The 23,499-nt window shown below is 68.7% G+C and carries 21 protein-coding genes; 10 read left to right on the top strand and 11 right to left on the bottom strand.

Translation table 11 applies throughout. The features are described 5' to 3' along the window. Positions 1 to 17: 17 nt before the first annotated feature. The gene (locus NN2_RS17805; RefSeq protein WP_063015068.1) at positions 18 to 1,262 is read left to right on the top strand and encodes an FAD-dependent monooxygenase; all 1,245 of its coding nucleotides are present in this window, start codon (positions 18 to 20) and stop codon (positions 1,260 to 1,262) included. Positions 1,263 to 1,268: 6 nt separating this feature from the next. On the opposite strand, the gene NN2_RS17800 is transcribed toward NN2_RS17805, so the two are convergent. Beyond that, positions 1,269 to 1,679, bottom strand: a complete 411-nt coding sequence (locus NN2_RS17800; RefSeq protein WP_063015066.1) for a type I phosphoribosyltransferase — start codon at positions 1,677 to 1,679, stop codon at positions 1,269 to 1,271. Between the two features lie 160 nt (positions 1,680 to 1,839). Between NN2_RS17800 and NN2_RS17795 the strand changes: the two genes are divergently transcribed. Both NN2_RS17795 and NN2_RS17790 read left to right on the top strand, forming a co-directional pair. Continuing rightward, a complete protein-coding gene (locus NN2_RS17795; RefSeq protein ID WP_063015123.1) occupies positions 1,840 to 2,877 on the top strand; it encodes a nucleoside hydrolase in 1,038 nt (345 codons plus the stop codon). Positions 2,878 to 2,924: 47 nt separating this feature from the next. After that, positions 2,925 to 3,761, top strand: coding sequence for an amidohydrolase family protein (locus tag NN2_RS17790; RefSeq protein ID WP_063015120.1), 837 nt, complete (start codon positions 2,925 to 2,927; stop codon positions 3,759 to 3,761). 39 nt (positions 3,762 to 3,800) lie between these two features. On the opposite strand, the gene meaB is transcribed toward NN2_RS17790, so the two are convergent. From meaB to NN2_RS17775, 3 genes are read right to left on the bottom strand one after another with little or no spacing between them, the layout of a single operon-like run. After that, entirely contained in the window at positions 3,801 to 4,946 is a 1,146-nt protein-coding gene (meaB, locus tag NN2_RS17785) for a methylmalonyl Co-A mutase-associated GTPase MeaB (RefSeq protein ID WP_081879361.1), read from the bottom strand. Further along, positions 4,943 to 7,204, bottom strand: a complete 2,262-nt coding sequence (gene scpA, locus NN2_RS17780; RefSeq protein ID WP_063015064.1) for a methylmalonyl-CoA mutase — start codon at positions 7,202 to 7,204, stop codon at positions 4,943 to 4,945. Before scpA ends, meaB begins: the two co-directional genes overlap by 4 nt. Continuing rightward, positions 7,204 to 9,063: a methylmalonyl-CoA mutase family protein gene (locus NN2_RS17775; RefSeq protein ID WP_063015062.1), complete on the bottom strand. Its 1,860-nt coding sequence runs from the start codon at positions 9,061 to 9,063 to the stop codon at positions 7,204 to 7,206. The genes scpA and NN2_RS17775 overlap by 1 nt, the downstream gene beginning before the upstream one ends. A gap of 299 nt (positions 9,064 to 9,362) precedes the next feature. Here NN2_RS17775 and NN2_RS17770 point away from each other — a divergent pair, with 299 nt between their 5' ends. Further along, positions 9,363 to 10,019: a TVP38/TMEM64 family protein gene (locus NN2_RS17770; protein WP_063015118.1), complete on the top strand. Its 657-nt coding sequence runs from the start codon at positions 9,363 to 9,365 to the stop codon at positions 10,017 to 10,019. Positions 10,020 to 10,031: 12 nt separating this feature from the next. Here the strand turns inward: NN2_RS17770 and NN2_RS17765 are convergent, their stop codons facing one another. Then, positions 10,032 to 10,661 carry a TetR family transcriptional regulator gene (locus tag NN2_RS17765; protein WP_063015060.1) on the bottom strand — a complete coding sequence of 210 codons (630 nt, stop codon included), beginning with the start codon at positions 10,659 to 10,661 and terminating at the stop codon, positions 10,032 to 10,034. Positions 10,662 to 10,782: 121 nt separating this feature from the next. On the opposite strand from NN2_RS17765, the gene NN2_RS17760 reads away from it, so the two are divergent. The 6 genes from NN2_RS17760 (at position 10,783) to NN2_RS17740 (ending at position 15,808) form a co-directional block, all read left to right on the top strand. Further along, complete coding sequence (locus tag NN2_RS17760; protein WP_063015058.1) at positions 10,783 to 11,217, top strand: winged helix DNA-binding protein; 435 nt, start codon at positions 10,783 to 10,785, stop codon at positions 11,215 to 11,217. Between the two features lie 133 nt (positions 11,218 to 11,350). Next, positions 11,351 to 11,506: a hypothetical protein gene (locus tag NN2_RS37230; protein ID WP_156511364.1), complete on the top strand. Its 156-nt coding sequence runs from the start codon at positions 11,351 to 11,353 to the stop codon at positions 11,504 to 11,506. A 117-nt stretch (positions 11,507 to 11,623) separates the two neighbouring features. After that, positions 11,624 to 12,703 (top strand): ABC transporter substrate-binding protein, encoded by a 1,080-nt coding sequence (locus NN2_RS17755; protein ID WP_063015114.1) that lies wholly within the window; start codon positions 11,624 to 11,626, stop codon positions 12,701 to 12,703. Next, entirely contained in the window at positions 12,700 to 13,533 is an 834-nt protein-coding gene (locus tag NN2_RS17750; protein WP_063015056.1) for an ABC transporter ATP-binding protein, read from the top strand. The genes NN2_RS17755 and NN2_RS17750 overlap by 4 nt, the downstream gene beginning before the upstream one ends. Positions 13,534 to 13,537: 4 nt before the next feature. Then, the gene (locus NN2_RS17745) at positions 13,538 to 14,434 is read left to right on the top strand and encodes an ABC transporter permease (protein WP_063015054.1); all 897 of its coding nucleotides are present in this window, start codon (positions 13,538 to 13,540) and stop codon (positions 14,432 to 14,434) included. A gap of 30 nt (positions 14,435 to 14,464) precedes the next feature. After that, entirely contained in the window at positions 14,465 to 15,808 is a 1,344-nt protein-coding gene (locus NN2_RS17740) for an LLM class flavin-dependent oxidoreductase (RefSeq protein ID WP_063015052.1), read from the top strand. A gap of 94 nt (positions 15,809 to 15,902) precedes the next feature. Here NN2_RS17740 and NN2_RS17735 read toward each other — a convergent pair whose 3' ends face one another. The 6 genes from NN2_RS17735 to NN2_RS17710 form a co-directional block, all read right to left on the bottom strand. After that, the gene (locus NN2_RS17735) at positions 15,903 to 16,238 is read right to left on the bottom strand and encodes a transglycosylase family protein (protein WP_030514506.1); all 336 of its coding nucleotides are present in this window, start codon (positions 16,236 to 16,238) and stop codon (positions 15,903 to 15,905) included. Between the two features lie 397 nt (positions 16,239 to 16,635). Further along, positions 16,636 to 18,348, bottom strand: a complete 1,713-nt coding sequence (locus NN2_RS17730) for a hypothetical protein (RefSeq protein WP_063015050.1) — start codon at positions 18,346 to 18,348, stop codon at positions 16,636 to 16,638. Continuing rightward, a complete protein-coding gene (locus tag NN2_RS17725) occupies positions 18,345 to 20,279 on the bottom strand; it encodes a hypothetical protein (protein ID WP_063015047.1) in 1,935 nt (644 codons plus the stop codon). Before NN2_RS17725 ends, NN2_RS17730 begins: the two co-directional genes overlap by 4 nt. After that, positions 20,276 to 21,571: an ABC transporter substrate-binding protein gene (locus NN2_RS17720; RefSeq protein WP_063015112.1), complete on the bottom strand. Its 1,296-nt coding sequence runs from the start codon at positions 21,569 to 21,571 to the stop codon at positions 20,276 to 20,278. Before NN2_RS17720 ends, NN2_RS17725 begins: the two co-directional genes overlap by 4 nt. A gap of 100 nt (positions 21,572 to 21,671) precedes the next feature. Continuing rightward, a complete protein-coding gene (locus tag NN2_RS17715; RefSeq protein WP_063015045.1) occupies positions 21,672 to 22,913 on the bottom strand; it encodes an SPFH domain-containing protein in 1,242 nt (413 codons plus the stop codon). Then, a complete protein-coding gene (locus tag NN2_RS17710) occupies positions 22,913 to 23,344 on the bottom strand; it encodes an NfeD family protein (protein ID WP_030514511.1) in 432 nt (143 codons plus the stop codon). Before NN2_RS17710 ends, NN2_RS17715 begins: the two co-directional genes overlap by 1 nt. Between the last annotated feature and the right edge of the window lie 155 nt (positions 23,345 to 23,499).

Genomic DNA, 23,499 nt, shown 5'->3' with positions numbered 1-23,499 from the left:
CGATAGGAATCACCCCCATGAGCACCATCTCCCGCCCTCTGCACATCCTGGTCTCCGGCGGCGGCATCGCCGGCAATGCCGTTGCGCTGCAATTGCTTCGAGCCGGTATCGCGGTCACCGTCATCGAGCGCGCCACCGCTCCCCGGCCGGGCGGACAGGCTGTCGATCTGCGCGGACCCAGTCGCGAGGTGGCCGAGCGCATGGGCCTGATGCCGGGCATCGCCGAATACCAGCTCGAAGAACTCGGCATTTCCTACATCGACCACAAGGGACGCACCTACGCGAACATGGCGATGGAACATTTCGAGGGCAAGGGCCCGGTGGCCGACATCGAGATCACCCGCGGTGACCTCAATCAGGTACTGCTCGACGCCGTCGCCGCGGCCGGCGGTGAGCTGGATTACCGCTACGGCGAGTGGATCGAATCGCTGACCCAGGACGACACCGGCGTGACGGTCGAGTTCGCCTCGGGACGCAGCGGCCACTTCGACCTCGTCGTCGGCGCCGACGGCGTGCATTCGGCGACCCGCCGGCTGGCCTTCGGTCCGGAGGAGCAGTTCAGCACCTTCCTCGGCGGCTACGCCTCGTTCTTCACGATGCCGACCCCGGCGGGGATCACGCCCGGCTGGTTCGCCATGCAGCTGGTTCCTTCCGCCGCGGTCGGCTTGCGGCCCGACCGCGATCCCGCGACCGCCAAGGCGATTCTCACTCTGCTCGGCGACCCCGATCCGGCGCTGCGCCGCGATACCGCCGCACAGCAACGGCTGATCTGCGAGAAGGTCGGTTCGCAGCCGCACTGGCACGCGCCGACCATTCTGGCGGCCATGACCGAGGCCGACGACTTCTACTTCGACGAACTCGCGCGCATCGATATGCCCACGCTGGCGGCCGGGCGCGTGACGTTGGTCGGCGACGCCGGCTACTGCGGCTCACCGATGACCGGGATGGGCACGGCGATGGCGCTCGTCGGCGCATACATCCTCGCGGGTGAGCTGGCGGCCGATCCGGCCGATGTCCCGGCGGCGCTGCGCCGCTACGAGGAGAAGGTCACCCCGTTCCTCGACAAGGCCAAGGAACTCCCCGGCGGCGGAATCGATATGATGCTGTCCCCCAGCGCATTCGGCACATCCATGCGGCGAACCGCCAACCGGATCATGATGTCGAAGCCGATGCGGCCGGTCATGATGAAGCTGTTCTTCGGCAAGACCGACGACTACGAACTGCCCACGTACGAAACTTCCGCCGCCACGACCGGACGGTAGGCACGGTCACAGCTGGGCCGTCGTGCCCGGCGCCAACCCCTCCGCGAGCCGCAGCTTGGCGGCCAGATCCGACAGCAATTCGATCGAGGAGGCGGACAGTCCGGCCGCCGTGCTCAGCAGGCGCCGCAGCGCCGGATCGTCCACCGCCGCCGACACCAGGTCGTCACCGGGCACCGGATCACCGGGCCCACCGTCGTTGAAACGGGTCAATTCCACCGCCAGCACCCTGGCCACGGCTTCGACCAAAGCTCGGGACGGATTGTCGCGATTGCCCGACCGCAGCTGGGACAGATAGGTCGCCGAGACGGGATGCCCGGCCTGGGTCACGCGAAAAGCCAAGGCGCGATTGGTCATCCGGATACCGTGCGCCTGCTCCCACTGCGAGACGACCTCGTTGAAACGGTCCGCGAATCTCACCGGCGAAACACCCCCAGGCCGCTGCGAGGAACGCGCACGGTCCACAACACGAGAATTGACATGTCGAAACTACCCTCGTCCGCATCGTTTCGCCCGCCGACAGGCCGGACGGGGCGGCCCGGCGGCGGGCCGCTAGTCTCGCACCGTGCGGCAGACGATCATGGTGGACGTAGACACCGGAATCGACGATGCGCTGGCACTGTTGTATCTGCTGGCGGATCCGCAGCTGGAGATCGCCGGAATAGCCTCGACCGGAGGCAATGTCCCCACCGCGCAGGTCGCGGCGAACAATCTGGCCCTGCTGGATCTGTGCCGGGCGCCGGCCATCGAGGTGGCACTCGGCGCGGCGCAGCCGCTGGCGATCCCGCTGCGGACCACCGAGGACACCCACGGTCCGCACGGGATCGGCTATGCCGAACTGCCGCCCTCGCCGCGCCCGCTCTCGGATCGTTCGGCGGCGCAGTTGTGGGTCGACACGGTGCGGGCACGTCCGGGTGCGGTACTGGGCCTGTGCACCGGGCCCTTGACCAACCTGGCCCTGGCGCTGGAACTGGAACCCCGGCTGCCGCAACTGCTTCGGCGACTGGTGATCATGGGCGGCGCGTTCCGGCATCCGGGTAACACCACCCCGACCAACGAGTGGAACGTGCATGTCGACCCCGAGGCCGCCAAAGTGGTCTTCGACGCGTTCTCCGCCGCCCCGCAGGATCATCGGCCGATCGTCTGCGCGCTCGACATCACCGAATCGATCGAGATGTTCCCGGACCATCTGCGGCGGATCGCCGAGCGAGCGCACTGCGGCGGCGCCGCGATGCCGGCTCCCGGGGATCCGTCCGGCCTCCGGTCCGAGGCGGCCAATCCGATTGTGCGGTTCCTGATCGACGCGGTGCGGTTCTACTTCGAGTTCCACCAGCATTACAACCAGGGGTATTTGGCACATATGCACGATCCGTTCGCCGCGGCGGTCGCGCTCGAACCGACCCTGGCGGTGCTGCGCCCGGCAACGGTGGACGTCGAGCTGGCCGGGACGATCACCCGCGGCACCACGGTCGCCGATTGGGCGGGCATGTGGGGTCGCGCACCCAATGCCGATATCGCGGTCGGCACCGACCCGGCGGCCTTCTTCGACCGCATGATCGAGCGGATCGGTGATTTCGCGGCGGCGCTGTACCCGCCTGTGGCACAGGAGGTTCGGTGACGGTCGACGAGAATGACCAGGCGGCGGTCACGCAATTCCGGAGCCGGATGGAGCTGCCCGGAATCATCGATGTGCACACCCACTTCATGCCCGATCGGGTGCTGCACAAGGTGTGGGCGTATTTCGATTCCGCGGGCCCGCTGATCGGACGGCCGTGGCCGATCACCTATCGCGACGACGAGCAGCAGCGCCTGGATACGCTACGCGGCTTCGGAGTGCGGGCGTTCACCTCCCTGGTGTATCCGCACAAACCCGATATGGCGGCGTGGCTGAACGAATGGGCGGCCGACTTCGCCGCGCGCACCCCGGGCTGCTTGCACACCGCGACCTTCTACCCCGAGCACGGCGCCGGAAGTTATGTGAGCGCGGCGGTCGAATCCGGAGCGCGCATCTTCAAATCGCATATCCAGGTCGGCGATTATCATCCGGGCGACCCGCTGCTGACCGAAGTGTGGGGGCTGCTGTCCGAGGCCGGGATTCCGGTGCTGATCCACTGTGGCTCGGGGCCGGCGCCGGGTGAATTCACCGGTCCGGAACCGATAGCGGCACTGCTGCAGCGGTTTCCGCGGCTGACGCTGATCATCGCTCATATGGGCGTGCCGGAATACTCGCAGTTCCTCGACCTCGCCGAGCGCTACGACAACGTGCACCTCGACACCACGATGTCGTTCACCGATTTCATCGAAGAGCGAAACCCGTTCCCGCGCAACGAATATTCGCGCCTGTCCGAGCTGGGCGAGCGCATCCTGTTCGGCAGTGACTTTCCGAACATCCCGTACTCCTACGCCCACGCGCTGGAAGCGCTCGAACGACTCGACTTGGGCGCGGACTGGGTGCGCGCGGTCTGCTACGACAATGCGGCGCGGCTGTTCCGGATGCGATGAGGTGTCCGGGCGCGAATTCTCGTCGCCCGGACAGCCCTGCTACTTCTCGTCGAAGGCGCGCAGCAGTTCCTCGGCTGCGAGGGCCGGGGTCAGCGATCCGTCGCGGATCTGCTTTTCCACCTGTGCGCGAATCGCTTTCACGCCGGGACTGTCGGCCAGCCGGCGCAGCAACTGGTCGTGCACCATCGTCCAGGTCCAGTCGACCTGCTGACGGCGGCGCTTCTCGGCGAACTCGCCCGCCTCGGTGAGAACGCGCCGGTGTTCGAGGACCGTATCCCAGAAGGTGTCCAGACCGGTGCCGTTGAGCCCGCTCATGGTGAGAACCGGTGGGCGCCAGAGGGATTCGCGCGGATGGATGAGTCGCATCGCACCCTGCAATTCGCGTGCGGCGGCCCGCGCCTCCACCTCGTGGCGGCCGTCGGCTTTGTTGACCGCGACCAGATCGGCCAGCTCCAGCACACCCTTCTTGATGCCCTGCAACTGATCTCCGGTGCGGGCCAGCGTGAGGAAGCAGAACACGTCGACCATATTCGCGACGGTCACCTCGGACTGGCCGACGCCCACCGTCTCCACCAGGATCACGTCGTAACCGGCGGCCTCGAGCAGCACAATGGTCTCGCGGGTCGCCTTGGCGACACCGCCCAGCGTGCCCGCGGTCGGCGACGGGCGGATGAACGCGTCACGTTCCACCGACAAACGCGCCATGCGGGTTTTGTCGCCGAGAATCGATCCGCCGGTGCGAGTCGAGGACGGATCCACCGCCAGCACCGCGACCCGATGCCCCTGGCCGATCAGATACATCCCGAGCGCGTCGATGAACGTCGACTTGCCCACGCCCGGAACGCCGGTGATACCGACGCGATTGGACGCGGCGGCGCCGGCTTCGGCCGTCAGCTCGAGCAGCAGCCGCTGGGCCGCCTCGCGGTGATCGGCGCGGGTGGATTCGACCAGCGTGATCGCGCGGGCGAGCGCGGCGCGCTGATTGTCGCGGATCGCACCCGCCAGCTCCGCCACATCGATGGTCCGGCGTTGGCCGCCGCCCGGCGACTGCGGTCCGTCCACGCGCAGCGCGGGAGGCAGGCCGCGGGCGGTGGACAGAGCCTGGCTTCCGGGCAACTCCGCCTTGGTGGGCACCTCAGCCCCGGCGGGCGCATCGCCCGCCGGGGTCCGGTCGGCGTCGCTCATTCCGCCTCGGCTTGTCCGCCGATCTCGTGGCCGAGTTCGGCCGCCAGCTTCTGCAGCAGACCGATCGCGGCATCGGCGATCACGGTGCCCGGCGGGAAGATCGCCGCGGCGCCGGCGGCATACAGCTCGTCGAAGTCACCGGGCGGAATGACGCCGCCGACGATGACCATGATGTCGGGGCGCCCGACATCGGCCAGTGCCTGCCGCAGGGCGGGCACCAGCGTGAGGTGACCGGCCGCCAGCGAGGAGACACCGACGATGTGCACGTCGTTGTCGGCCGCCTGCTGGGCCACCTCTTCCGGAGTCTGGAACAGCGGGCCCACATCGACGTCCATGCCGAGGTCGGCGAAAGCGGTCGCGATCACCTTCTGGCCGCGGTCGTGGCCGTCCTGGCCCATCTTGGCGACGAGGATGCGGGGGCGGCGGCCCTCGGCCTCGGCGAATTCCTCGACCAGCTCGATGGCCCTGCTGATGTTGGTCACCTTGCCGGCCTCCTCTCGGTAGACGCCCGACAGTGTGCGGATCTCGGCCTGATGGCGACCGTACACCTTCTCCAGCGCGTCGGAGATCTCGCCGACCGTGGCCTTGGCGCGGGCCGCGTCGATGGCCAGCGCGAGCAGGTTGTTGGCCATCCCGCCCTCGGAAGACGCTGCGGCCCTTGTCAATTCGGCCAGCGCCCGCTCGACCTCGGCGCTGTCGCGTTCGGCGCGCAGGCGGCGCAGCTTCTCGTTCTGCTCCGCGCGCACGCGCGAGTTCTCGACCTTGAGGACCTCGATCTCCTGGTCCTCGGTCACCTGGTACTTGTTGACGCCGATCACCGGCTGCGCGCCGGTGTCGATGCGCGCCTGGGTGCGGGCCGCGGCCTCCTCGATGCGCAGCTTCGGGATGCCCTCCGAAATCGCCTGCGCCATACCGCCGTGCGCCTCGACCTCGGCGATGTGGGCCCGGGCCCGCTCGGCGAGCTGGTGGGTCAGCCACTCCACGTAGTAGGAGCCGCCCCACGGGTCGATCGGCCGGGTGGTCCCCGACTCCTGCTGCAGCAGCAGCTGGGTGTTGCGGGCGATGCGCGCGGAGAAGTCGGTGGGCAGCGCCAGCGCCTCGTCGAGGGCGTTGGTGTGCAGCGACTGCGTGTGGCCCTGGGTCGCGGCCATCGCCTCGACACAGGTGCGCGCGACGTTGTTGAACACGTCCTGCGCGGTCAGCGACCAGCCCGAGGTCTGCGAGTGGGTGCGCAGCGAGAGCGACTTCTGGCTCTTGGGCTCGAACTTCGACACCAGCTCGCTCCACAGCAGGCGGCCCGCGCGCAGCTTGGCGACCTCCATGAAGAAGTTCATGCCGATGGCCCAGAAGAACGACAGCCGCGGCGCGAACTGATCGATCTCCATGCCCGCGTCCAGGCCTGCGCGAATGTATTCGACACCGTCGGCCAGGGTGTAGGCCAGCTCCAGGTCGGCGGTGGCTCCGGCTTCCTGGATGTGGTAGCCGGAGATGGAGATCGAGTTGAACTTCGGCATCTTCGCCGAGGTGTAGGCGAAGATGTCGGAGATGATCCGCATCGAGGGCTTGGGCGGATAGATGTAGGTGTTGCGGACCATGAACTCCTTCAGAATGTCGTTCTGAATGGTTCCGGCCAGCTGTTCGGGCTTGACGCCCTGTTCCTCGGCGGCGACGACGTAGAGCGCCAGGATCGGCAGCACCGCGCCGTTCATGGTCATCGACACCGACACCTGATCCAGCGGGATCTGGTCGAACAGTTCCCGCATATCCAGGATCGAGTCGATGGCGACGCCGGCCATACCGACGTCACCGGTGACGCGGGGGTGATCGGAGTCGTAGCCGCGGTGGGTCGCCAGGTCGAAGGCGACCGACAGGCCCTTCTGGCCCGCGGCCAGGTTGCGCCGGTAGAAGGCGTTGGAATCGGCGGCGGTGGAGAATCCCGCGTACTGGCGGATGGTCCACGGCTGATTCACGTACATGGTCGGGTACGGGCCGCGCACGAACGGCGCCACACCGGGCACGCTGTCGAGCGGATAGCCTTCGGCCACAACGGCATCGCGGTCGGCCTTGGTGTACACCGGCGCGACGTCGATACCTTCGGGGGTGGCCCAGACCAGTTGTTCGGGCGCGTAGCCGTTGGCGGCCGCCGATTCGGCGACGAACGCCTCGACGTCGCCGCCACCGGTCCGCCCGACCGCCGGTTCACCCAGCGGTACCTCGGCGAAGCTGCCGATCACGTGGTTCACATCTCGAGTAGTCATTACGCTCCCAGCTTCTCCAGCAGGCCGGACAGGGTCGCCACCGCGTCCATGCGGGCCGTGAGGAATCCGTCCGGCCGCTGTGTGCCGCTCACCTCGGCCACCGCCTTCTCGGGCCCGGCCAGCAGGACCGTCGTCACGCCGGCGTCGCGCAGCTGCTGCACGGCGGGCGCGGCCTCGGTGCCGTAGCGGGCGTCGCTGCCGCACAGCACCGCCATGGTCGCTCCGGATTCGGTTGCGGTAGAGCCGATCCCGGACGTCTCCAGCGCTCCCGGGTTCACCGTTTCGATGCCCCCGGAGGCCAGTACGTTCGCGGTGAAGGTCACGCGCACGTTGTGCTCGGCGACCGGGCCCAGCGGTACCAGCAGCGCCCGGGGCCGGCGGCCGTGGGCGGCCAGGTAGGCGTCCGAACGGTTGCGCAGCGCCTCGAAGGCCGCGCCGTAGCGGGCCACCCCGTTCGTGTCGCGCGCGGCCTCCGACAGCGGCTCCTCGGCGAGGTTCGGGAATTCGTTGACGCCGGTGACCGCGGTGCGGCGGTGGGCGATATCGGATTCGCGGCGGGTCCGGGTGTCGGCGATGCGCTCGGCCAGCAGGCCGGACTCCAGCGCGGCGCGGTATCCGCCGGCGCGCTCGAGCTCCTGCATGAACGCCCACGCCGCACCGGCGACCTCCGCGGTGAGGCTTTCCACGTGCCAGGAACCCGCGCCCGGGTCCTGCACATGTCCGAGATGCGACTCCTCGAGCAGCAGCAGCTGCGTGTTGCGTGCCATGCGTTCCGAGAATGCTTGCGACACACCGAGTTCCCCGGCCGGCAGGGCCGCGTCGAAGGGCAGCACGGTGACCAGATCCGCGCCGCCCACGCCGGCGCCGAAAGCGGCCAGGGTGGTGCGCAGCATGTTGACCCACGGATCACGCTGGCTCAGCATCGCTTCCGAGGTGACGGCGTGCTGCGGCGCGTTGCCGAAGTCCGGCGCGCCGGCCTCGTGCGCCACCCGGGCCCACAGCCGGCGGGCGGCGCGGAATTTCGCGATCGTCTCGAACTGATCGTCGGTCGCCGCCAGCTGGAAACTCACCTGGTCCAGCGCGTCGGCGACATCGAGGCCGGCGTCGGTGAGTGCGCGCAGGTAGTCGAGGCCCGCGGCCACGGCCGCGCCGATCTCCTGGGCATCGGACGCACCCGCGTTGTGGAAGACGGTGCCGGACACCGTGATCGCCCGGACGGTCTCGGTGCGGCCGGCGGCGGTGCGCGCCAGCTCGACCGCGGCGTCGAGGTCGGTGTCGGCCACTCCGGCGAAGCGGCTGGTCAGCGGCGCCGCGCCGAGGAAGACGTGGATATCGGAGCGGTCGGCCACCTCGTAGCCGTCCAGCAGGGTCAGCACCTGCGCGGCGGCGGCGGGGGTGTCCGCGCCCGCCCGCAGGCTCAGGGGAGCCAGTTCGAACAGCAGTCCGCGCAGCGTGTCCGCCAGCCCGGCCACCGGGACGCCGTTCTCGCCGACCCCGAGCCACACGGAGCTGACGCCGTTCTCCAGAGCGGCGAGGATCTCCTGGTTGACGGCGGCCGGATCCGTTCCGGCGAAGCGGGCGCTGACATGCCAGCCCCGATGCACGTCGCGGGTGGCCTCGTTGCCGCGCACGAACGGGAACCGTCCGGGCAGAGGCTGTTCGGGCAGTTCGTCGCGACGGGTGTACAGCGGCGCGACGGTCACTCCGTCGTAATTGGTGACATCGAGCAGGCGCTCCGGCTCGTCACCGAGTTCGGATGCCTCGACCTTGCGGGACTTGACCAGCACTCCGGCCACACCCTTGCGCCATGCGGCGTATCCGGGCACGGTGTCCGCACCCGGATCTGAACCAATCGGCATCGCTGCTGTACCTCTTCCACTCGACTCCGATACTTCACTCGTACCGGATACCTACGCTGGGACCCAACTCTTCGCAGCGCCTTCGCAACCGCCTGTGTGACCCATTCACAGTGCGACGGGCATGCGATATCGGCAGGTCGACGACCAGTTCGGTTAACGATCATTCATCAACCTTCATTCGATGCTAGCCCGGTGTTCGCATACTCTTCGCACAGCCTGGCCATACCGACCGGTAACCTGTCGCGGTGCCGAGGACGACGAATGTGGCCTTGCGACTACTGCGCAATCGACGGGTCGTGATGCTGGCCATCCTCGCGGCCGCGCTGGTCGCGGTCGCCGTACTGGCACCGCATCCGGCCCCACAGCAGATCCGGGAGTGGGCCGATTCGGTCGGCCCGATGTTTCCGCTGCTGTTCTTCCTCGTCCATGCGCTCGTGACGGTGGCGCCGTTTCCGCGCACCGTCTTCACGCTCAGCGCCGGACTGTTGTTCGGGCCGATTCTCGGCATCACCCTCGCGGTCGCCGCGACGACGGTCAGCGCGGTGCTGGCGCTGCTGCTCGTGCGAGCCCTGGATCGGGAGCAGGTCGCCGCGCGGTTGACTCATCCCGCGGTACAGGCGGTGGATCGGCGACTGGCCCGGCGCGGCTGGCTCGCCGTCGGCTCGCTGCGGCTGATCGCACCGGTGCCGTTCTCGGTGATCAACTACTGCGCCGGACTGTCCTCGGTGCGGATGATGCCGTACCTGCTGGCCACCTTCGTGGGCATCATCCCCGGCACCATCGGCGTCGTCGTCCTCGGAGACGCGTTGACCGGGCGGACGAACCCGGGTCTGCTGGTGCTGTCGGGCGTCTGCATCACCATCGGCGTGATCGGCCTGGTAGTCGACGCGCGGTGGGGCGCAGACCAATTCGCGGCGCTGGCCACCGAGGCGGCCGAGGAACCGGCACCGCGCTGAGGCCGCGCCGCCTCAGCGGGTCCGCAGCTCCAAACTCGCCGGCACCGCCGCGAAGGCCTCCCGCACTCTCTCCGTCAGCGCGGCGCGGCCGCCCCGGCCGTCGGCCCGGACCCATTCCCGTCCGGCCACACTCCACGCCGAGGTCACCAGTTCGGCCAGGACCTGCAGTCGCAGATCGTCCGCGGGCAGTCCCAGGCGATCGGCGAGGATCGTGACCGCGTCCGCCTCCACCCCGTGGCGGTGGTACTCGACGTAGGCGAGCAGTGCCGGGGTGGTGCGGATGAGCCGGCGAGTGGCGACATACCGGTGATCCCATTCCGGCTCCAGATCGGCGACGGCCGCGGTCAGCGTCTCCCGTATCGCGTCCAGCACGACTCCGGTCAGCGGTCGATCCGTCAGCGCCGCGAGATATGCGGACCACAATTGCGCCTCCGCCTCGATCGCGACCGCTTCCTTGGCCGGATAGGTGCGAAAGAAGGTGCTGCGAGATACCTCGGCCTCGTCGACGAGTTCGTCGAGTGTCGTCGCGTCGAATCCGCGCTCGGTGAACAGCCGCAGGGCGGTGTCGGCCAGTACCCGCCGAGTACGCAGTCGTTTGCGCTCTCGCAGCGGGAGTGTGCGGTCGGATGCGGGATCGGGCATGCCGAGATGCTATCCGAACCGATCCCGAGGCACGTAAGAAACTGGAGCACGAACGACACTTGCGCTCGTATGAAACTGAGTGTCAGAATTGTGGCCACAGTCCGGCAGTCAGGAGTTCGTCATGCCCCCCGCCATCACGCTCGATCCGTCGATCATCGGCCAGGCCGAAAAGCACCACAACGCGCTTTTGCACCGCGTCCTCGCCGGTACCGGCATCGACGAGGCGCAGTGGATCACGCTCAGCCAGGCCGCCGCCGCCGGCGGCACCGTCGATCGGGAGCGGCATATCGCCACTCTCGCCGCGAAGACGACCTGGGCACCCACCGTCGTCGCGACCGCCGCGACGCGGCTCACCGACCGTGGTCTGCTGCTCGCGGCGCCGGGCGGTGAACTCGTGGTCACCGAGGCGGGCGGCCGCCTCGTCGCGGACCTCCGCTCCCGCACGAGCGCCGTCCTCGGCCGCGTCTACGGTGTGGTTCCGGCGGCCGACCTCGCGATCGCGGGGCGGGTCCTCGCCGCGATCACCGCGGGTTTGTCCCGCGAACTGAAAGACTGATCGTCGTCACGCCCGCCGGAATTCCCGGCGGGCGGCGAAGCGGGATGATCGGCTCGCGCTGCGCACAATCATTGCCCCACGTCCCTTGTCGGACCACAGTGCCTATATCACTTTGGGTCCGGCAGGAGGATGGATGGCCGCCACCGATGAATCGCGTTCGGGCGCACGCGTTGTCGAGCAGGCGAATGCGGCGCCGACAGCCGGACCCGGCGGACGGGCACGCGGCGTGCTGACGCGACGGCGCACGGTCGATCTCATGCGCGTCCCGCACGGGATCTGTCGCGCCTGAACCCGGGCGCCATCGTCGTCGCCGAAAGCCGTTGCCAGGCAATTCGTTTCGCCGATCTACCGGTCACCGCACCCGGATGTGCGCGGGACCGCAGACGCATTCATGAAAGAACCGATCATGTTGTCGTTCAGACGACCCCGGGTCGTGCGCGTGTTCGCCGCCGCCCTCGCCCTGCCCGTGCTGGCCGCGCTCGCCGCCGGCTGCTCGAGTTCCGGCACCGGAACCACCGCCGACGGTAGGACCGTCCTCCGCTACCAGGGTCAGGCCGGCACGGTCACGCCCTACGAACTGGCCGCCGACCTCGGCTACTTCTCCACCATCGAGCTGAAGTGGGAGGGCGACACCACCAGCGGTCCGGCCAATATCCAGGCCGCCACCACCAAGCAGATCGAATTCGGCAGCGCGTTCAACGGCGCGGTCGTCAAGCTCATCGCCGGCGGCGCACCGGTGACCTCGGTGCTCAGCTCCTACGGCGCCGACCGGCAGAGTTTCACCGGCTACTACGTCCGTGACGATTCGAGCATCAAGACGGCCAAGGACCTGATCGGAAAGAAGGTCGGCGTCAACACCCTCGGCGCCCACCACGAATTCATCACCCGGCAATGGCTGCACGATCAAGGGCTCACCGACGACGAGATCAGACAGGTGCAGCTCGTGGTGCTGCCGCCGGTCAATACCGAGGACGCGCTGCGCAAGGGCCAGATCGACGCGGCGGCACTGGGCGGCCCGCTGCAGGACATCGCGCTGGCTCACGGCGGCATCCACGCGCTCTACACCGACAAGGGCCTGTTCGGCGAATTCGACTACGGCACATACGTCTTCCGCAACGACTACATCGCCGGCCATCGGGACGCGGTGGCCGACTTCGTCCAGGGCACGGCCCGCGCGACGCGCTGGCTGCAGATCACGCCACATGATCAGGCGGTGGCGCGACTGGCCGACATCATCCACAAGCGCGGCCGCAACGAGAACACCACACTGCTCGACTCCTACAAATCGTCCGGCATCCCGGTGCCCGGCGCGGTGATTCAGGAGCGAGAGCTGCAGATCTGGATCGACTGGCTGGTCCGCAACGGTGAACTGCCCGCCGGGAAATTCGCGGCCAAAGATCTGTACACGAACAAGTTCAACCCCTACGCCAACGGCAAGTACCCGGCCGACAGCGGGCCGGCCGGAGAGGTGGTGGCCGCCAGATGAGCGACACGGCAATCAAACTCGCGCTCGACGGGGTGCGCAAGGAATTTCCCGCGCGAGGCGCCGGAACACCCTTCACCGCACTGGAGAACATCACCGTGGACGTGCGCGACGGTGAATTCCTCGTCCTGGTCGGACCCAGCGGTTCGGGTAAGTCGACCCTGCTGGATCTGCTGGGCGGGCTGACCCGGCCGACCCACGGGCAGATCCTGCTCGACGGGCGGCCGGTCACCGGCCCCGGTCTCGATCGGGGCATCGTCTTCCAGCAGTACGCGCTGCTGCCGTGGCGCACCGCGCGCGGCAATATCGAATTCGGCTTGGAGGCCAAGCGCATCCGCCGGCGTGAGCGACGCCGGATCGCCGACGAATATCTGGAGCTGGTCGGCCTCACCGGCTTCGGCGACCGGTACCCGCACGAGTTGTCCGGCGGCATGAAACAGCGCGTGGCCATCGCGCGCAGCCTCGCCTTCGATCCCGAGGTGCTGCTGATGGACGAGCCGTTCGCCGCGCTCGACGCCCAGACCCGCGAATCGCTGCAGGACGAACTGCTGCGCATCTGGCGCACCACCGGCAAGACCATCCTGTTCATCACCCACGACATCAACGAAGCCGTGTATCTGGGTCAGCGCGTGGCCGTGCTCACCTCACGGCCGGGACGGGTCAAGGCGGTGGTCGATATCGATCTCGACCGCGAAACCGCCCCGGAGGCCGACATCCGCTCCAGCGAGCACTTCAGCGAAGTCCGGCACCGGATCTGGTCGCTGCTGCACGACGAGGTGGCCCGCGCGCAGGGGCTCGAGCAGGCCGACCTCGCGGCCACCGACAGGAGGTAACACCATGTCCACCACACTGCCCGCCACCGCCGAACCCGTGCTGGTGTCGAAGAAGTCCTCTATCTCGGCCGGGAGTGCAGCCGAGACTCCCGCTCGCTCCACCGCCGGCACGGGACGGCAGCTGGCCACCCTGGCCGGTCGCTGGGGCTGGCGGCTGTTCAAGCCCGTCCTGGTCATCGGCCTGTTCCTGGCCTTCTGGGAACTCGCACCCCGATTCGGCCTGGTCGATCAGATCTTCCTGCCGCCGTTTTCCACCGTCGTGCAGCGCGGCGACGAGCTGGTCCGCAACGGCCAGCTCTGGGACAACACCTCCGCCAGTCTGGGCCGTTCGCTGGTCGGCTTCGCGATAGCGGTGGCGTGCGCCGTTCCGGTCGGCGTCGCCATCGCGTGGTACAAGCCGGTGGCCGACTTCGTGAACCCGCTGCTCGAACTGTTCCGCAACACCGCGGCGCTGGCGCTGCTGCCGGTGTTCATCCTGATCCTCGGCATCGGAGAGACCTCCAAGGTCGCGATCGTGGTCTACGCGGGCTTCTTCCCGATCTTGCTGAACACCATCAGCGGCGTGCGATCGGTGGATCCGTTGCTGATCAAATCGGCTGTGTCCCTCGGCTTCTCACCGCTGCGGCTGTTCCAGAAGGTGATCCTGCCCGCCGCCGTGCCGACCGTTTTCACCGGCATCCGGATGGCGGCCTCGGCCTCCATCCTGGTCCTCATCGCCACCGAGATGTCCGGTGCGCGAGCGGGACTCGGCTACCTCATCACCGCCGCCCAGCAGAATTTCCAGATTCCCGACATGTATGTCGGGATCGTCGCCATCGCGATCGTCGGCCTGGTCTACAACGCCGTACTCGTCGCGATCGAACGCCGCCTCACGCGCTGGCGCCCGCAATCCGATCGTTGAAGCACTACACCGAAGGGACGACGACGCTCGATGTCGCCATCACCGAAAACCTTTCATCTCAACGCCTTTCTGATGGGCGTCGGTCATCACGAAGCCGCCTGGCGCCATCCGCGCACCGAGGAACGGCGCGTGCTGGACGTGAAGCATTTCCAGGAATTGGGCCGCATCGCCGAGCGCGGTAAACTGGATTCCGTCTTCTTCGCCGACGGCTTGGCGGTGGGCCCGCGCATTCAGCGCAATACGCTCGCGGTGTTCGAACCGGTGACACTGCTGTCGGCCATCGCCGCCGCCACCGAACATATCGGTCTGATCGCGACGGCCTCGACGACCTATAACGAACCGTTCAATCTGGCCCGTAAATTCGCCTCGCTCGACCACATCAGCGGCGGGCGGGCCGGATGGAACATCGTCACTTCCGGCACGGTCGACGAGGCCTACAATTTCGGCTACGACGCCATTCCCGACCATGCCCGCCGATATGAGCGCGCCACCGAATTCGTCGATGTTGCATTGCAGCTGTGGGACAGCTGGGAATCCTCGGCCATCGTGCTCGACCCCGAGGCCGGAGTGTTCGCCGACCCGGACAAGGTCCACACCATCGACTACGACAGCGACCGGTTCCGGGTGCGCGGTCCGTTGAACTCCCCGCGCGGTCCGCAGGGCCGGCCACTGCTCGTGCAGGCCGGATCTTCCGAGAGCGGAAAGGAATTCGCCGCCCGCTACGCCGAGGCGGTGTTCACCGCGCAGCGCAGTCTCGAGGACGGGCAACGTTTCTACCGCGATCTGAAATCACGGCTGCCGAAGTACGGCCGTGGCGCCGACGAGCTGAAGGTGCTCCCCGGTCTCGTGCCCTACATCGCCGATACGCCCGCCGAGGCGCTCGCGCTGGAGCAGGAGTTCACCGATCTGATCTCCCCCGACTACGCGTTGCGGCAGCTGTCCACGCAGCTGGGCATCGATCTGACCGGCCATCCCCTCGACGCGCCGCTGCCGCCGCTGCCGGTGGAGAGCGAGATCGAAGGGAACAAGTCCCGGTTCACGCTGGTGAAGGAGTTGGCCACACAGGAGCGGCTGACGGTGCGGCAGCTGATCGGCAAACTCGGCGGCGGGCGCGGACATCGCAGCTTCGCCGGCACCCCGGAGCAGATCGCCGACGAACTGCAGACCTGGTTCGAGGCCGGCGCGGCGGACGGATTCAACATCATGCCGCCGTATCTGCCGGGCGGACTCACCGATTTCGTCGACCGGGTAGTGCCCATCCTGCAGGAACGCGGCCTGTTCCGCACCGAGTACACCGCCGATACCTTGCGCGGGCACTACGGCCTCGCGCCGGTGGAGAGCCGTTTCGCGACGGGAGCCGCGATCAGCGCCTGACCGGCGGATACAACGCGACAGGCCCCTTCCGGGTAGATCCGGGAGGGGCCTGTCTGCACGCTTGTGTATGCGGACGAACCGCGGGCGGCGAACCTTAGAGGTTGGCGCCGCAAACCGGCCAGGCGCCGGGGCCCTGGCTGGCGAGCACGTTCTCCGCGACGCGGATCTGCTCGGCGCGGCTGGCGTTGGCCGGGTTGCCACTGCCGCCGTTGGCGTTCCAGGTGCTCTGGGTGAACTGCAGGCCGCCGTAGAAACCGTTTCCGGTGTCGGCGCCCCAGTTGCCGCTGGCCTCGCACTGCGCCACCGCATCCCAGTCGTGGCCGCCGTCGGCAGACGCGGTAGCGGTCAGGCCGAAGGGGACGGCGACGATGGCGCCGGCGACGGCGGCGAAGCCGAGTGCGCGAGTGCTGAACTTACGGTTACGAGACATGTGGTTTTCCCTGCCTGCGCCCAGCCGGCCCGATGGTGACGATTACGGGTCCCTGCCCCCAGGTATGTCGGGGTCGAACTCGAACCGCGGGACAGGGTTGCCGGTGTTCAGCGATTCGAGCGTCAGCCCGGAATTCCGAGCTGCAAACGACGGTAACGGAGAAATCTCGAAACATCACGTTGCGATAACAACCGAACTGTCTCAACCCGACATGGAGGATATTCACGTTTACGCAGCGCATAGTGCGATAAACGCGCATTACATTACTGTAGTTATATAACCGTTATGTGGTCGAGATCACTGAGATATAGTGACCCCAGTCGCATGACGATGCCCGAAATCGGTGGTTTCGCGGTCTCGGATCGCGGGCGGACGCCTATCCGGGCCGATCGCAGCGCTAATGCTCGGACACGGTGACGGGCCACCGGTCCACCGTCTCCAGCGGCGCGACCTGCGCGTTCTCCAGCGCGTGCGCGACACGCCGACGGTAGCGGGCGGCGAGGGCGGGCGCGCGGCCGGTACCGCCCGGACGGCATCGCGCGGCGTAGGCCAGCCAGCCGGAGGCCTGGCGCAGGACCTCTCCGGTGCTCAGCGGCCCCGCGAGCAGCAGACCACCGTATTCGGGTGTCACCGCGACGGCGCTGCCCAGATGCTGCAGACACCGGCAGATTCCCAGTTCGTGACCGAGATCGCGATAGCGGGTCAGCGCCAGCAGCCACCAGCGCATCGCGCGCCGGGGCTCGCCGCGCATCCACCACAGCAGGCCCAACGTTTCGAAGGTGTGTGCCCGCCCGGACGGATGGCGACCGCCGCGGGTCAGGGTTTCGGCCAGCTCGAGCCGGTCACGCGCGGCATCCAGGCGTCCTTCGTACAGATGTGCGATGGCGAGGTCGTTCAGGGCACAGACCTCCGCGGCGATATCGCGCCGTGGCAGCAGCCACCAGGCGCGCTCGAATCCGGCCACGATCTCGGGCAGCGGGTACTCCCCGCCCGGTAAGCGATCGAAATCCCGCAGCGCCTCGGCGTGCGCGCGGCGAGCGTGCAGGCCCGTGCTCCGGCGCGGGCGGCTGCGCCGCCGGAGCGGACGCGGCCATCGTCGGCGTGTCGCGGTGTCGGGCAGCAGCCCGCAGCGGATCGAGGCCAGTTCGTGAATCTGCGGATGCGCCGCTTCGCTCAGCGCCACCATCGCCCGCGCCGCGGGACCGTCGGAAGGCTTCCCGATCCGGGCGTACCAGAGGTCGAGTGCGTCGGCGATGCGGGCCAGGGCGGGGATGTCGAGCTCGATGCCGTGGTCGCATTTGTCGCATTCGCGCACCAGCTCGGCCAGTCGGTCCGCCGATCCCGTGAACCACCGATGCGCGCCGGCACCGAGCCGGTCCGAATCCAGGGCGACCGCCCAGCGCGTCGCCCGATCGGAGTAGTGCCGGATCAGCGCCGGCCACGCGGCGCGCCACTGCGGTGTGCGGCGGATCACAGCGAGGTCCGGCGAGTTCGGGGACGTGTCCACGGCGAATCGGTCGTGTCCGTGGTGGACGATCACGCCGTGGGCGGCGAGCCGGATCAGAACCTCGCCGGTGGAACGCCGCAGGACCGCCTGCTCCCCCGGCAGGACCGTCGCGCTGTCGAGCATCGCGGTAACCGTGTCGTAGAGCGCAGCGGCCTCGTAGTCGGTGAAGGGCAATGCCCGCAGGACGTCGGCGACGGCCGTATCGGCCTCATCCAGCGGCCGCGCCCCAACCGGTGCGGAGGCCGGCAGCGCCGCGACGGTCCGCTCGACCACCGGTGGCGGCTGGACCAGGTCCGCGGTGAGATCCAGTTCCCGGCGGATGCGCGCACCCTCGCGCATATCCATCGTCTTGCGCCACAGCACGTACAGCGCGGCGGCCGCCACCACCGCGACCGCCACCCACCGCAACACCCCGGCCAGCGAGTTCAGCACCCGGCTCTGCCCGACCGAACCTTCCAGCAGTTTCGCCACCACCTCGAGCAGCAGCGACGACGACATCACCCAGGCCGCACCCAGGAAGCCCTGCCAGATCGAGGATTTCGGGGTGGCGATGAGCTGCGACGCGATGTCGTGCTCGGGCCGGTGCGAGTGGCCGCCACTCATCGCACGATCCCGCCCGTCAATCCCGGAACCAGGAAGCGACGCCAGGTCACCAGCAACAGCAGCACCGGCGGGATCGTCGACAGCAGGGCACCGGCCGCTAGATGGGCGGCGTTCTCCTGGAACTGCCGGGCGTCGCCCCACAGCAGCAGCGACCACGGACTGACGTCGGCGCCGCTGACCATGAGTCCGATGAAGAAGTCGTTCCACACCTGAATCAGTTCGAGCACCGCGACCGCGCCGACGGCGGGCCAGGCGGTGGACACCACACGGCCCAGGACGGCCCACGGTTTCGCGAGACCGTGCAGGGCGTCGGCGGCCGGGCCGTCCGAGGGCGCGAGCAGCGCGCCGCGCAGAATCAGGATCGCGATGGGCAGGCCGATCGCGGCATGCACCACGATCAGCGAGGAGAACGACGTCCCGGTCAACCCCATCCGCTCGATGACACGCCGGATCGGCCCGACGTAGAGCTGCGCGGGAAGGACAGTGAACACCACCAGTACCACCACCGCGATTCGCGAACGCAGCGCATCGGCGGGCAGCGCGGCGAGTTGATGGGCGACCGGGAAGGCCGCACCGATGACCAGGACCGTCGCCCACACCGCGACCCAGCCGGTATTGGCCATGGCGTGCAACAACTCTCGGTGCTGCCAGACCGAACCGTTCCCGGCGAAGGCGGGCCCGTCGGCGCCCACCCAGCCGAACACCGCCAACGCCAGCAGCGGACCCAGCGAGAGCAGCGAGACCGCCACGACTCGCAGGACGCCGCGCGCAGTGCGCCTGGTACGGACCGGATCGACGGCCGGGCGGCGCATCCAGCCGACGCGGTGGCGTCGCACGTCGGTCTGCAGGATCCACGCCGCCGAACCGATCAGCACCGCCAGCGGCAGTGAATAGGCCGCGGCCACACCGGGATCGGCATCGGGATCCGAGACCAGTCGCCACCAGTGCACGGTCGCCGAGTCCAGCGAGTACTGCAGCGATCCCGGCACCGCGACCAGGATGATGTCGAAAATCCGGGCGGCCGCGACGGCGACGACGAGGCCCAGGATCAGCAACACCGGCCGCATCAGTTCGAACAGCCGGGCCCGGGTTCGCGCCACGCCGCGCGCATCCTCGAGATAGCCACGCCGCACGGGATCGGCTTCGATGGCGGCGATCGCGGCGCGGAACAGCGCGAACAGCGCCCCCAGCCAGCACCAGACGAAGGCCACGATCAGCGTGGTCATCAACCAGATGCGCTGCCCGGTCACGCCCGGGACCGGCATCCGGTAGTCCGGGTTCTCGGCCAGCAGGCGCAGGGCCAGTCCGGCGACGAACGCGGACACGCCGAAGGGCAGGATCAGCGGCTGCCAGGGCCACCAGCCGCGGCGGCCATGCCAGGCCAGTTCGAGGGCGAGGACCAGAACTGCCACCGCGCACAGGACCCAGACCAGGGTCCGGGCGTATGCGCCGCGCCCACCGGGCCCGAGCTCGACGCCGATTCCGCGGATCGTGACCGCGAGCGCGATCACCAGGACGGGCCACCACAGAGACCGCCGGCGTACCCGCGCGACGATACTCGCGCCTTCGGGTGCCTGGCGGCGGAAAACCGTCGGCCACAATCGGTTTCGCAGCAAACTCCAGCGGCCCCGCACGGCCGCGGCCACCACCGCGCGCACCGCGTCGTCCCCGCGCCACAGCATCGTGCTGGCCGCGACCAGGACCACCAGCAGCGCACACCAGCCGACCATCTCCCACTGGGCGCGGGCCGCGGTCCAGACCGTGGTGGCGGCTGGTCCCACCAGCAGCAGCAGGATCAGCAGCAGTGCGGGCAGCTGCGCCGGCCACATCGACCACCGCCGGGGGTGGCGGCCCGGGATCACCGGACCGGCGATCCGCGTGAGCGCCGGCTCCAGATCCAGCCCGTGAGCGTGGATGTGCCCGGCCGTCATCGCGCTCTCCGTTCGAACTCGTCGAGTGCGCGCACGGCGTGGTCGACCGCTTCGTCCAGTCGCTCGGCGTGGCCGTCGCCGACGGTGATGAGCAAATCGGTCAGTACCCGCCACAGGCCGTCGCGGCGTCCGGCGGCGCCGATGAGGTCGGCGAAATCGAAGGCGGTCCACGAATGCAGCTCGCCCGCAACAGGTTCCAGCATCAGCGGGTGATCCGGGACCGTGCGCGGGCTGGGCGCCAGGAAGCCGCCGTAGTCGCCGATCCAGGCCGAGACGGCGGCCGGTGCGGTCAGGGCGCCGAGCACCGGTATCGCATCGTGGGCGCCGGCCGCGGTCGCGACGATCACGTCGCCGCCGCCGATGGCCGGGCGCGGACCGCCGGGCGCCACCGCCGGAAAGGGCATCACGCCCACGGCATCGGCGGGCCGGTTCGCCCGGCGCAGGCAGCTGCGCACGATGGGTTCCGCGAAATCGGGCGCCACCACCATCGCCGCGGTGCGCCGTTCGAACACCTCGCGCACCGATTCCGGAAATTGCCGGGTCAGGGTCGCGGCGATACCGCCCGGAAAGGTGTCGCGCGGTGCCCACAGCGTGCCCAGTCGGTACAGGGTCGCCCGCACCGCGTCGCGATCCCATTCCCGCGGGCGGTCCGGTTCGCCGGCGGAGGCCAAATCCTGGTAGTCCCAGGCGGATTCGCCGTAGAGGATGTTGCCGAACAGGTCGGCCAGCACCCAGCCGTCGGCACCGCCCAGTGCCAGAGGACGGCGGGTGGTCGCCGCGGCGATGCGTTGCGGCCACTGGGAGACGGTCCAATCACGCGGGTCGTCGCGCGGGCGGTCGCCGCCGAAGGCGTAGCGGTCGTACCACACCAGCGATTTGTCGGCAGCCTTGAACGGAATGCCGTAGAGCGCATCGTCTTTCCACAGCAGCGAGCGCCACTGTTCCGGATAGCGCGGGCCCGCCGCGTCGTGCCACAACGTGGGCGGCAGCGCCCGCAGCACCCCGCCCGCCAGCTCGCCGATCCGGCCGACCTCGGGCAACATCACCAGATCGGGTGCGGAGCGGCCGCGCGCCTGCAGGGCCGTATCGATGTCGTCGCCGAGCGGCAGCACCGCGACCGTGGCACCCAGCCCCGCGTCCTCCAGTACCCGGCGGAACGCGGCCAGCTCGGATCCGCTCCAGGGCACCGCGATACGCACCGAAGCGGGGTGGCCGAACAGCACTCCGGGTGCGCACGCGGTCAGCATCGGCGCCAACGCCGCGGCATGCAGCACCGCCCGCCGTGTCGCCATCGCCACCCCCGAGTCCGCGTGCCGTGCACCGAAATTCGAATGCCGGTCCGCATGATATGCGGACCGGCATTCGGATCATCGCTGAAATACGGTTACCCCGTTAACGTCCCGGATATTCCGGCGGCTGCCACGGGCGCCCGCCGGCATCGCCGGGGCGCGGCGCCGGTTGCTGTTGCGCCGGCGGCGACGGCGGAATGGGCGCGCTCTGCGGCGGCAGATGCCGGGGCTGATTGGGCGCGACCAGCGGCGAATCGACCGGTGTGGCCGCCGCGGCCTCGGCGGCGCGCACCGCTCGCTCGGCGGCCGGGTCGGTTTTGATGTCGAACCAGTCGGCGACTTCGTCGGCGTCGTCGTCGGGCGCGTTCGCGGCGCCGTCCTCACTGGGCTCGTAACGGAAGACGCCGTCCTCGCCCTGGGTGCCGAAGTTGCGAGCGAACCCTTCCAGTGCCTTGCCGAAGTCGCTGGGCACCATCCAGACCTTGTTGGCATCGCCCTTCGCCACCAGCGGCAGTGTCTGCATGTACTGGTAGGCGAGCAGTTCCGGGGTCGGTTTGCCGGATTTGATGGCGGCGAAGACCTTTTCGATCGCCTTGGCCTGGCCCTGCGCCTGCAGGTAGGCGGCCGCACGTTCACCCTGGGCGCGCAGGATCCGGCTCTGCCGCTCACCTTCGGCGGACAGGATGGCCGACTGCTTGGAACCTTCGGCCGCGAGGATCTGCGACTGCTTGGCACCCTCGGCCGTTTTGATCTGCGCCTCGCGATTACCTTCCGCGGTGAGGATCATCGCGCGCTTCTCACGGTCGGCCTTCATCTGCTTCTCCATCGATTCCTGGATCGACGGCGGCGGATCGATGGCCTTCAATTCCACTCGCGCCACCCGCAGGCCCCAGCGGCCGGTCGCCTCGTCGAGGACGCCGCGCAACTGCGAGTTGATCTGGTCGCGCGAGGTCAGCGTCTCCTCCAGGGTCATACCGCCGACCACGTTGCGCAGGGTGGTGATGGTCAGCTGCTCCACCGCGGCGATGTAGTTGCTGATCTCGTAGACCGCGGCCTGCGGGCTGGTGACCTGGAAATACACCACCGAGTCGATCTGCACGGTGAGGTTGTCCTGGGTGATCACCGGCTGCGGCGGAAACGAGACGACCCGTTCGCGCAGGTCGACCTTGGCGCGGATCCGGTCGGCGAACGGGACCAGGAATGTCAGCTGGCCCGATACGGTGCGCGAATATCTGCCCAGCCGCTCGATCACCGCGGCCTCGGCCTGCGGTACCAGCGCGATCGACTTGAAGACCACCACCGCGACCAGCACCACGATGACGATCGCGACGATCAGTACAGCCATTACGGCCCCTTCCAGACGACGGCGTGCGCGCCGTCGATCTTCATGACGTAGACGGTCTCACCCTCGGCATATTCATCGGCCGGGTCGAACGGGCGTGCACTCCACACCTCGCCACCGATCTTCACCTGACCGCTGTTCTCGTTCACCGGCTCCAGCACCTTCGCCGTCTTTCCCGGCAACGCATCGACATTCGTCGGTGTGGGCGGTGGAGTCGCGAAGCGACGCAACAACATCGGGCGGACGACGAACAGCAGCCCGATGGCGGAGATGGCGAACACCACGGCGTCGATCACCACCGACGTCTGCGCGATCCCGGCAACCCCCGCGGTGATCAACGCCGCCCCGCCCAACATGAGCAGCGTGAAGTCACCGGTGAGCATCTCGGCTGCGGCGAGCAGAATTCCCGCGACCAGCCATACGATTGCGGCCACGAGTCAACCGTACCGTGCCTGTCCGTTTTTCCGCGCCTTTAAGCGGACGAGTCGAGCGGAAACACGCCGGTCACCGGTCCGGATCCGGTGGGCGCGAGCCGTCGTCGGCCGGACCGCACCGCCGCTCGTGGTCTCGCCTCCCGCCGAACGGCAAG

It is taken from the genome of Nocardia nova NBRC 15556 (genome assembly GCF_001613005.1).
GTDB classification, from domain to species: domain Bacteria; phylum Actinomycetota; class Actinomycetes; order Mycobacteriales; family Mycobacteriaceae; genus Nocardia; species Nocardia nova.
Note: the sequence above shows the minus strand (reverse complement) of the source record. Positions and strands in the feature narration are given on the sequence as shown.